This window comes from Streptomyces sp. NPDC058741 (assembly GCF_042746715.1).
Classification (GTDB): Bacteria; Actinomycetota; Actinomycetes; order Streptomycetales; family Streptomycetaceae; genus Streptomyces.
In genome coordinates, this window is sequence record NZ_JBHYQH010000015.1 from 140,037 (window position 1) to 150,206 (window position 10,170).

Consider the following 10,170-nt stretch of genomic DNA (forward strand, 5'->3'; position numbering starts at 1 on the left):
CCGCGGGCCGGTGGGGGCGGGCTCCCCGGGGGCTGCGCCCCCGGACCCCCGTCGGCCTGAACGGCCTCGTCCTTCAAGCGCCGGACGGGCAGATCGAGCCCGGCCCCGCCGGGATCAACGCGCCGGCCAGGCCTCCGCCAGCATCTTCCTCGTGTCGGCCAGGAGCTGCGGCAGCACCCGGGTGTGGCCCACCACCGGCATGAAGTTCGTGTCCCCGCCCCACCGCGGCACGATGTGCTGGTGCAGATGCGCGGCGATGCCCGCGCCCGCGACCGTGCCCTGGTTCATGCCGATGTTGAAGCCGTGCGCTCCGGAGGCCGCACGCAGGGCCGTCATCGCCTGCTTGGTCAGCTCGCCGAGCTCGGCGGTCTCCGCGGCCGTGAGGTCGGTGTAGTCGGCGACGTGGCGGTAGGGCACGGTCATCAGGTGCCCGCCGTTGTACGGGTACAGGTTGAGCACGGCGTAGACCTGCTCGCCGCGGCGGACGACCAGCCCGTCCTCGTCGGACTTGGCCGGGATCGAGCAGAACGGGCAGCCGTCGCCGGCGCCCGGGCCGGTGGGCTTGTTCTCGCCCTGGATGTAGGCCATCCGGTGGGGCGTCCACAGTCGCTGGAACGCGTCCTGCGTCCCCACTCCCAGCTGCTGCTCCGGCTCACTCGTCATGCTGTGCAGCATATGGCGTCGAGCTGGGAGGACGGCAAAGGCCCCCGGATCTCCCCGGGGGCCCGTGCGCGGCGGGATCAGACCTGGGCCCGCTCCTCGACGACCTTCAGGATCTTCGCGATGGCCTCGTCGAAGGGGATGCCGTTCTCCTGCGAGCCGTCGCGGTAGCGGAAGGACACGGACCCGTTCGACATGTCCTCGTCGCCCGCGATGACCATGAAGGGCACCTTCTGCTTCTGGGCGTTGCGGATCTTCTTCTGCATCCGGTCCGAGGAGGAGTCGACCTCGACGCGCAGGCCCCTCGTCCTGGCCGCGGCGGCGAACTTCTGCAGGTACTCCACGTGCGCGTCGCCGATCGGGATGCCGAGCGCCTGGACGGGGGCGAGCCACGCCGGGAAGGCGCCCGCGTAGTGCTCCAGGAGCACCGCGAAGAAGCGCTCGATCGATCCGAACAGCGCGCGGTGGATCATGACGGGGCGCTGCTTGGTGCCGTCGGCGGCCGTGTACTCCAGGTTGAACCGCTCGGGCAGGTTGAAGTCGAGCTGGATCGTCGACATCTGCCAGGTGCGGCCGATGGCGTCCTTGACCTGGACGGAGATCTTCGGGCCGTAGAAGGCGGCGCCGCCCGGGTCCGGGACCAGCTCGAGGCCCTGCTTCTCGCCGACCTGGCGCAGGACCTCGGTGGCCTCCTCCCACACCTCGTCCGAGCCGACGAACTTCTCCGGGTCCTTGGTGGACAGCTCCAGGTAGAACTCGGTCAGACCGTAGTCGCGCAGCAGGTTCAGCACGAAGGTGAGCGTCTTGTCGAGCTCCTCGGCCATCTGCTCGCGGGTGCAGTAGATGTGCGCGTCGTCCTGGGTGAAGCCGCGCGAGCGGGTCAGGCCGTGCACGACGCCCGACTTCTCGTACCGATACACGGTGCCGAACTCGAACAGGCGCAGCGGCAGTTCACGGTAGGACCGCCCGCGCGCGTCGAAGATCAGGTTGTGCATCGGGCAGTTCATGGGCTTGAGGTAGTAGTCCACGCCCTCGTCGAGCTGCATGGGCGGGTACATGCCGTCGGCGTACCAGTCCAGGTGGCCCGAGGTCTCGAAGAGCTTCCCCTTCGTCGCGTGCGGGGTGTAGACGAACTCGTAGCCCTCCTCCTCGTGGCGGCGCCGCGAGTAGTCCTCCATGACCCGGCGGATGGTGCCGCCCTTGGGGTGGAAGACGGCCAGGCCGGAGCCGATCTGGTCGGAGATCGAGAACAGGTCCAGCTCGTTGCCCAGCCTGCGGTGGTCTCGCTTCTCGGCCTCGGCGAGGAAGTCCAGGTGCGCCTTCAGCTCGTCCTTGGTAGGCCAGGCGGTGCCGTAGATGCGCTGGAGCATGGGGTTCTTCTCGCTGCCGCGCCAGTAGGCGGCCGCGTTGCGCATCAGCTTGAACGCCGGGATGTTCCGCGTGGTGGGCAGGTGGGGACCGCGGCAGAGGTCCTTCCAGCACAGCTCGCCCGTCTTGGCGTCCAGGTTGTCGTAGATCGTCAGCTCGCCGGCGCCGACCTCCACGTCCGCGCCGTCGTCGCTGGAGGCGGAGCCCTTGAGGCCGATCAGCTCCAGCTTGTACGGCTCGTTCGCCAGCTCCTCACGGGCGGCCTCGTCGGTGACCACGCGGCGGGCGAACCTCTGCCCGCGCTTCTGGATCTCCTGCATCTTCTTCTCGATGGCCTTGAGATCCTCGGGCGTGAACGGCTTCTCGACGTCGAAGTCGTAGTAGAAGCCGTCCCTGACGGGCGGGCCGATGCCGAGCTTGGCCTCGGGGAAGAGCTCCTGCACGGCCTGCGCCATGACGTGCGCGGTGGAGTGGCGCAGGATGTTCAGGCCGTCCTCGGAGGAGATCTCGACGCCCTCGACCTCGTCGCCGTCCGACAGGGCGTACGACAGGTCCCTGAGCTCGCCCGCCACGCGCGCGGCGATGACCGAGCGCTCGCCGGCGAAGAGCTCGGCGGCCGTAGTGCCCGTCGTCACCACGCGTTCTTCCCGCTCGGAATCGCGCTGGATGATCACACGGACGTCTGACACCGGTCTCTCCTGACTGAAGGCGGGGCTGCGGGCGCCGTACCGGAGCGCGCGCACGAGTAAGGATCGTACCGACCCGGGACCACCCAGGGCGAAATCAGTCCCCGCACCCCCCGCCGCAGGCCTCCTCGAAGAAGTCGAGGTTCTCGTGCAGCTCCTTGATCAGCCGGTCCCGCTCGGCGTCGTCGACCTGCACCGGCACGACGCCGTGGGCCCCGGTCACGCGCCGGAACCCGCCCCGGCTCTCCAGCCGGCCCCGCACCCGCACGGGCAGTCCGACGAGGTGGGCGTGGCCGGCGATGCGGTAGGCCTCCTCGTCCAGGGTGATCCGCACGTCCGGCACGTCGATCCCGGCCAGCACGCGCAGCCGTACGGTGCCCTCGCCGCGCGGCCCCGACCTGCGCATGCGGACGACCGTACCGGTGATCCGCACCGCCACGGCGGGTTCCGCGCACAGGTAGCGGGCGCCGGCCTCGCGCAGCGCGGGCAGGTCGCCGGGTGAGAACTCGACGGGCCCGGCACCGGGCGCGCAGCCTTCGGGCACCCCGGCCCCGGGCGCCCAGTCGACACCGATCCGGGCCCCCTCGGTCCCGCGCACGAGGGCGACGAGTGCCTCGGTCAGCTCATGGCTCACTCCCGCCTCGACCGCCCCGTCGAAGGCGTCCATGCCGCCGGTGGCGCGCCGGTGGTCGACGGCCTCACGGGCGGCGAACAGGGCGTGGTGGAGGCGTACGGCCAGGGGCCGGCCGCCGTCGACGGGCACGAAGGCGGTGAGCCGGCCGTCGACGGCGGAGCCGACGAGGACGTGCTCCAGCGAGGCGGCGGCGGAGCGGCGGTGGCGGGCGCCGTGGTGGCCGGCCCGGGCGCGGGTGGCGAGCGCGGCGGCGAGCAGGATCCGGCGGGCGGCGGTGCGCAGCCGGTCCTCGGCGGCCCAGGGCGCGGCACCGGCGGGTCCGGTGGGGACGTCCTGCCACCAGCGGATCTCGTCGCTGGGCACGGCGAGGGAGACGAGGACCTCCCGGGCGGAGGGCATGCCGCTGCGGGTGAGGGCGAGCAGCGCCTCGGCGAGCAGGTCGTCGCTGTCGGGGAAGGCGCGGTTCTCGGGCACCAGGAGGCTGGTGCCGCCGCCCGGGCCCGGCGGGGTCCAGCGGCCGTAGCGCCCCGGGGCGCCGCCGCGGCGGTGCCAGCCGTGCCGGCGCAGCAGGGCGCCGAGCACCGCCGGGTCGACCTGGCCGGGCTCGGGCGGCGGGCCGCTGAAGGCGGTGTCGACGAGGTGGGGCCGTACCGGCCTCAGCGGCTCTCCGGTCGGGGGGTGCGTCACGGTCTTCCTCCCGTCCCGACCCGCGTCATGATCTCGCACAGCGCCCGGTCGTCGAAGATGCGTGAGGTCGGTATCCGCACGGTGGTGCGGCGGCGGCCGGTGAGGGGGTGGCCGGCGAGGTTGGTCCAGTAGCAGCAGTGCCTCAGGTCGAGCCGGTCGTGGCCGGCGCGCAGCCAGTCGTCCCGGGAGCGCGGCACCAGCATCACCACGAGGATCTTGTGCACGGACACGGGGGTGCGGGCGAGTTTCGCCAGGTGGTCGTCGTCGAGCGTGAAGGCGAAGGTGCGGCCCGGTGGGCGGGGCGGCACCTGGTAGGTGGCCTTGAGCTGCACCTTGATGGTGACCTCGTCGTCGACCGTGTGCCCGGGGGCGCTGTGGCTGACGTGCCGGTCGATGCCGTTGTCCGGGAAGGGCTGGGACAGCGAGCAGCCGGCGGCTGCCGCGACGGCGTGCAGGTAGCCGACCTGCAGGGTCTCCATGCAGGCGGTGGTGGCGAGGGTGCCGCGCGAGGGAGCCGTGCGCTCGGGCAGCAGCCCGCCCCGTTCGGGCTGCGCAACGGCTATGGCCAACAGCCATCCAGCACAGGTGTTTTCCCGCTGCGGGCCGCTGAACTGCAAGGACCCGTAATCCTGTTGTCTCCTTCCGGCGTACGGCGCAAACAGCCCGGGTATCACCGGACCGGGCAGCGGACGGTACGTCAACTGCCGAGGCGGAACGAGGGGTTGTGTGGCTATGACGACGTGCTGGTACGAAGGGCCGCTGGCCGCCTTCGACACGGAGACCACGGGCGTGGACGTCGAGACCGACCGGATCGTGTCGGCCGCCGTGGTCGTCCAGGACGCCCCGGGCCTGCGGCCGCGGGTCAGCCGCTGGCTGGTGAACCCGGGTGTGCCGGTGCCCGCCGAGGCGACGGCGGTGCACGGACTGACGGAGGAGCACCTGCAGCACAACGGCCGGTGGCCGGCGCCGGTGATGTACGAGATAGCGGAGGCGCTGGCCGAGCAGGCGCGCGTCGGCCGTCCGGTGGTGGTGATGAACGCGCCGTTCGATCTGACGCTGCTGGACCGGGAGTTGCGCCGCCACCGCGCGTCGGCGCTCGGCCGCTGGTTCGAGTCGACGTCGCTGTGCGTGCTCGACCCCCGGGTCCTGGACAAGCACCTGGACCGCTACCGCAAGGGCCGCCGCACCCTGACCGACCTGTGCGCGCACTACGGCGTCGCCCTGGAGGGCGCGCACGACGCGACGGCCGACGCCGTGGCGGCGCTGGAGGTCACCCGGGCGGTGGGCCGCCGGTTCGCGTCCCGGCTGGAGCGCCTGGCGCCCTGCGAGCTGCACACGCTGCAGGCGGTGTGGCACGCGGCGCAGGCGCGGGGGCTGCAGGCGTGGTTCGCGCGCAGCGGTGTGGAGGAGGCGGTCGACCCGGCCTGGCCGCTGCGCCCGGATCTGCCGGCGGCGGCCTGAGAGCCGGCCGCGGGCATGAAAGAACCGGTCCGTCTGCGACGGACCGGCTGTTTCCGGTGGGCGATACTGGGTTCGAACCAGTGACCTCTTCGGTGTGAACGAAGCGCTCTCCCACTGAGCTAATCGCCCGGGAACGCCCTGAACCATACAGGTCCCGGCACGCTTCCTTCAAACCGCTCGCAGCCGCCCGACCAGTCCGCGCCGCCCGGAGCGCATCATCAGCGCGTGGTTGGCCCGGAACACGGGCCGCCCCGCTACGGCGAGGCGGCGCATCAACGGCTTGGTCACGGTCACGACCTGGTCGTAGCGCGCGAGGCTGCCCGGCCCCTGCGGCGTGACCGTCCAGCGTGCCCAGCCGTCGAGGTCCCCGGTCATGGCGGTCTCCAGCACACCGGCCGCGGGGTCGCGCCGCACCGCCCGCGCCGTGAAGGTGATGTCGTACGGCAGGACGGAGCGGATCCGGATCACCCCGGTGGTGTCGTCGAGGCGGTTCACCTCGCGGACCTCGGGCCACCAGCGGGGGTAGTCCTCCGGGCGTGCCAGCACCTCGTACACGGCGGCGGGCGGTGCGGGCAGGGGCCACAGGCTGCGGAAGCGGTAGCGGTTCCAGTCCATGACGGCAGTCTGCCCAGGCGCGTCGCCGGATGTCTGAGTACGCGCCTGAGTATCCGCACTCATGCCGCACGGGGTGACCCCGACCACACTGCCTTCCATGACGCACCTTCCACCCCCGGTCGAGGAACTGCGGCTCCTCGACGCCGAGCTCTGGCAACTGGACGCCCGGCGCGCCCAGTTGCTGGCCCGCCGCGCCTGGCTGGTCGCGGCCCTGCAGCAGCCGCAGGGGCAGGTTCGGTCCCAGGCGCGGCCCTGGCGGCCCACCGCCGCGCCGGCCACCGAGACCAAGGAGGCCACCGCGCCCAGCGTGCAGAACGTGCTCCTGGTGCTGGGCGGTGTGCTGCTCACGCTCGCGGCGGCGGTGTTCACACTGGTCAGCTGGGGGCACATGGGGATCGCCGGGCGGGCGCTGGTGCTCGGCGCGGTCACGCTGGCGACCCTCGCCGTGCCGGTGGCGCTGCTGAAGCGGGGCCTGCGGTCGACGGCCGAGTCCGTGGCGGGCCTCGGGCTCTCCCTGACCGTCCTGGACGCGTACGCGCTGCACGAGGCGGCCCTCGGCGGGACGGACGGCACCGGCTACGCGGCGGCGGCGTCGGCCGTGCTGGCGGCGGCCTGGGCCGCGTACGGCCTGCTGCCGGTGACCGCCGCGCTGCGGCTGCCCCTGCCCTGTGCCCTGGCGGCGGGCCAGTTCCCGCTGCTGCTGTGGGCCCTGGCCTCGGACGCGGGACCGTACCCGATCACGGCCGCGCTGCTGGTGACGGCCGGGCTGGACGCGGTGGTGGCCCTGCGCGTGGCGGCCGCCCCGGTCCGGATCTGCGCCGTCGTCGGCGCGTACGGCGTGGGGGCCTGGGGCGTCCTGGGCGCCGGCTGGCTGTCCCTGACGGCCGACGGCCCGGGCGCCGCTGCTCGTGCCGGGGCTCTGCTGCTGCTCGCGGCGGGGATCGGTCTGGGCGCGGCGTGGTGGGGACCGGGCCGGCAGCACGCCCTGGGCCCGGCGATCGCCTCGGGGCTGCTGGTCGTGGCCGCGCTCGGCGGGGTGGCCCGCACCGGGGTGCCGTCGGAGTGGGTGGTGCCGGTTCATCTGGTGCTCGGTGCGGCCCTGCTGGGGGTCGTGCCGGCCGGGCGGTGGTTGCCGGAGGTGGTGCGGGACGGTCTCGCCTGGGCGTCCGCCGCCGTGCAGGCGCTGGCGGTGCTGTGGGCGCTGCCCGTCGTCGCCGTGGTGGTGCTGGGGCCGGCGGGGTGGCTCGGCCGGGTGTGGAGCGGGGCGCCGGCGGACGCGCGTGCGGCGGTCGCCGTGGAGGTGCCCTGGCCGCCCGGCGCGGTGACGGCCCCGGTGGTGCTGGTGGTCGTGGCGGCCGTGCTCACCCTGGCGGTCCGCGCGGAGCCGTGGCGGGCGCGGGCGCGGCTCGGCGCGCTGGGCCTGCTCTGGGCCGCGGCGCTGGTCCTGCCCGCGGTGCTGGGTATTCCGTACGCCGCCGGGATGGCGGCGCCGGCGGTGATGACGGCGGCCGCGCTGCACCTGTGCCGGACGACGGCCGCTGCGGCGCGGCTCACGGCCCTGGTCCTCGCCCTGGTGACGGCCCTCGGCCTGACCTTGGTCTCCCTTGCCTCCCAGCCGGCGACCCTGGTGGGGCTCTCCGTGCTGACGGTGCTGTTCGCGGCGGCGTCCTGGCGGGCGGACGTCGCCCCGTTCACGGCTCCGGCCGCTCTGGCGCTCGCCACCGGACTGGCCTCGGCGACGGGGGCCGCCGCGGACTGGCCGGTGGCGCGCACCGCCCTGCTGGTGCTGGCGGTGCCGGCCGCCGCCGCCCTGCTCGCGGCGCGGCTCGGCGCGTCCCGGGCGACCGTGCCGGTCGAGGCCGCGGGGGCCGCTGCGGGTCTGCTCGCCGTGGGCCTCGCGGTCACCGATCCGCCGCTGCTCGCCCTGGTGCTGGCCCTGTGCGGGGTGGTGGCGGCGGCCACGGCCCTGCGTCCGGACCGCCGCCCCGCCGGCTACGCGGCCACGGCCCTGTTCGTGCTGGCGGCCTGGGTGCGCCTGTCCGTCTGGGACGTCAGCACACCCGAGGCGTACACCCTGCCGGTGACCGTCCCGGCGCTGCTCGTCGGGGCCCTGCGCCGGCGACGTGACCCGGAGGTCCCGTCCTGGACGGCGTACGGTCCCGGACTCGCCGCGACGTTCCTGCCCAGCCTGGTCGCGGTCTGGGCCGACGCGCACTGGACCCGGCCCCTGCTGCTGGGCACGGCGGCCCTGCTGGTCACCCTGCTGGGAGCCCGGCACCGCCTGCAGGCGCCCCTGGTGCTCGGCGGCTCGGTGCTGGCCATGGTCACGCTGCACGAACTCGCCCCGTACGTCGTGCAGGTGACGGGTGCGCTCCCCCGCTGGGCGCCTCCCGCCCTCGCCGGAGCCCTGCTGCTCGCCCTCGGGGCGACGTACGAGCAGCGGCTGCGGGACGTGCGGCGGATGCGGGAGTCGCTGGGCAGGATGAACTGAGCGGCGATCAGGACATCCTGTCCCCGAGCAGCGCCGGGTTCCCGATGGCGGCGAGGCCGTACAGCGCGGTGTCGTTGGTGGACATCCAGGCGGCCTCGCTGCCCGGCACCGGCGCGACCGGGCCGGTCAGCGTCTCCGTCTTCCAGGGGGCCGACGCCTTGTAGCCGTCGGAGTTGCAGAACGTGTCCCAGGCCCGTGCCGCCAGCTTCTCGTCACCGGTCCGCACGGCCGCGTACGCGTCGGGGCGCGAGTGGCCCTGGAAGGTGCCGAGGCCCGCCCATTCCCCCAGGTGGTAGACGTCGACCTCACCGGTGAGGGAGGCGACCATCGGGCCCGCCGTGAGCAGCAGGAACCCTGCGATCCACGGGGACGTGAAGAGGTAGCCGGCCAGGTTGTCCCGGCGCCGCCGCCGCTTGAGGGCGGCGCGGCGCTCGGGCCGCACCGGACCGTGCCGCGGCTCGGAGCGCCGGTCCTCCGACAGGCCCTCCCTCGCAGGGGCGTGTGTCACGGTGGTTCCCATCAGGTGCCGAGAGCCGTCTTCGACTGGGTGAAGAACTGCTGGACGGCCTCGCCCACCGACCTCTTGCCCAGGGCGACTTCCTCGGTGATGCGCAGGAACGCGGACTCGCCGATGTCCGCGCCGTCCGGGTGCGGGGTGATGGGCTCCAGCACACCGGCCTCGACGGGGGACTCCTCGTAGGCGGCCATCGCCTTGTTGACCTCGTGGGTGGGCTGGGAGGCGTCGTACTGGGCCTGCGTGGCGGGCACACCGCGGTCGAAGCCCATGATCTCGGCGACCTCGGGCTCGTGCACCATGAAGTCGATGAAATGTGCGACCTCCTTGGGGTGCTGGGTGCGCTTGGAGGCACTCAGCATCAGCGACCCGAGGTACCGGCCGGTCCTCTTGCCGTCCGTGGTCGGGCGCCAGCCCGTATTCGCTCTTGCCCTCGGAGGTGTAGCGGACGGTGACGTTGTCCCAGGTGAACTCCCCACCGGCGAGCTCCGCCGAGACCGCCGCCTTGGGCTCAGGGCCCCGGCGAGTGCCTGGATAGTCCGGTTTGATCATGTGATGCGGTAGAGGGTGAGGACGCGGGGGCGGTCGGCGTGGGCTCGGCGTCCGGCGGCGGTGTTGACGTAGCCGGCGAGCTTGAGCGCGCTGCGGATCAGGTCGCGCAGGGCAGCGAGTACGGCGGGCGCGTTGTGGGTCCTGACTTGGGACTTGTCCTCGTTGAAGGTGACATCTCGACACCAGTGGACGGTGTTTCCCACGGTCCAGTGCCCGCGAGCCCAGGACGCGATCTCGGCTGCGTTTGCTTCCTCGGCGGGCAGGTCGGTGATGGCGTAGACGGTCTCGCTGGACCATTTCTTCGCGCCGTAGAGACCGCGGCGGCTCTGGATGCGCAGGACCTAGTGTCCTGAGTCGGGAATTCGCTGCGAAACTTGGCGCTGGCTCGGCATGATGGTCGGATGGCAAGGACGGGACGGCCGAAGGCCGAGCTGGTGCTGACCGACGACGAGCGCGAGACGTTGGCCCGCTGGGCCAGGCGGAGGACCTCGTCGCAGGCCCT

Annotated in this window: 7 protein-coding genes, 1 tRNA gene and 4 pseudogenes; 2 read left to right on the forward strand and 10 right to left on the reverse strand. The window is 73.2% G+C overall.

Translation table 11 applies throughout. The annotated features are described in order from the left end of the window. Positions 1-114: 114 nt before the first annotated feature. From ACFW6P_RS15345 to ACFW6P_RS15360, 4 genes are all read right to left on the reverse strand, one after another. Positions 115-675: an HIT family protein gene (locus ACFW6P_RS15345; RefSeq protein WP_386356238.1), complete on the reverse strand. Its 561-nt coding sequence runs from the start codon at positions 673-675 to the stop codon at positions 115-117. A 65-nt stretch (positions 676-740) separates the two neighbouring features. After that, positions 741-2,717: a threonine--tRNA ligase gene (gene thrS, locus ACFW6P_RS15350; RefSeq protein WP_386423855.1), complete on the reverse strand. Its 1,977-nt coding sequence runs from the start codon at positions 2,715-2,717 to the stop codon at positions 741-743. 94 nt (positions 2,718-2,811) lie between these two features. Then, positions 2,812-4,035 (reverse strand): hypothetical protein, encoded by a 1,224-nt coding sequence (locus ACFW6P_RS15355; protein WP_386356244.1) that lies wholly within the window; start codon positions 4,033-4,035, stop codon positions 2,812-2,814. Further along, positions 4,032-4,598: a DUF4365 domain-containing protein gene (locus tag ACFW6P_RS15360; protein ID WP_386356340.1), complete on the reverse strand. Its 567-nt coding sequence runs from the start codon at positions 4,596-4,598 to the stop codon at positions 4,032-4,034. Before ACFW6P_RS15360 ends, ACFW6P_RS15355 begins: the two co-directional genes overlap by 4 nt. 169 nt (positions 4,599-4,767) lie before the next feature. On the opposite strand from ACFW6P_RS15360, the gene ACFW6P_RS15365 reads away from it, so the two are divergent. Next, the gene (locus ACFW6P_RS15365) at positions 4,768-5,496 is read left to right on the forward strand and encodes a 3'-5' exonuclease (protein ID WP_386356343.1); all 729 of its coding nucleotides are present in this window, start codon (positions 4,768-4,770) and stop codon (positions 5,494-5,496) included. Between the two features lie 57 nt (positions 5,497-5,553). Here ACFW6P_RS15365 and ACFW6P_RS15370 read toward each other — a convergent pair. Next, a tRNA-Val gene (locus ACFW6P_RS15370) sits at positions 5,554-5,625 on the reverse strand. A gap of 39 nt (positions 5,626-5,664) precedes the next feature. Beyond that, a complete protein-coding gene (locus tag ACFW6P_RS15375; protein WP_386356247.1) occupies positions 5,665-6,111 on the reverse strand; it encodes an SRPBCC family protein in 447 nt (148 codons plus the stop codon). Between the two features lie 61 nt (positions 6,112-6,172). Here ACFW6P_RS15375 and ACFW6P_RS15380 point away from each other — a divergent pair, with 61 nt between their 5' ends. Further along, positions 6,173-8,602 (forward strand): SCO7613 C-terminal domain-containing membrane protein, encoded by a 2,430-nt coding sequence (locus ACFW6P_RS15380; RefSeq protein ID WP_386423857.1) that lies wholly within the window; start codon positions 6,173-6,175, stop codon positions 8,600-8,602. A gap of 7 nt (positions 8,603-8,609) precedes the next feature. Here ACFW6P_RS15380 and ACFW6P_RS15385 read toward each other — a convergent pair. From ACFW6P_RS15385 to ACFW6P_RS15400, 4 pseudogenes are all read right to left on the reverse strand, one after another. After that, positions 8,610-8,864 (reverse strand): annotated as a pseudogene (locus tag ACFW6P_RS15385) (Tat pathway signal sequence domain protein); the annotation flags it as partial. Beyond that, positions 8,862-9,122 (reverse strand): annotated as a pseudogene (locus tag ACFW6P_RS15390) (ABC transporter permease); the annotation flags it as partial. The pseudogenes ACFW6P_RS15390 and ACFW6P_RS15385, both read right to left, overlap by 3 nt. Next, a pseudogene (locus ACFW6P_RS15395) lies at positions 9,122-9,629 on the reverse strand (sugar ABC transporter substrate-binding protein); the annotation flags it as partial. The pseudogenes ACFW6P_RS15390 and ACFW6P_RS15395, both read right to left, overlap by 1 nt. Before the next feature lie 35 nt (positions 9,630-9,664). Then, a pseudogene (locus tag ACFW6P_RS15400) lies at positions 9,665-10,009 on the reverse strand (ISAs1 family transposase); the annotation flags it as partial. Positions 10,010-10,170: the final 161 nt, after the last annotated feature.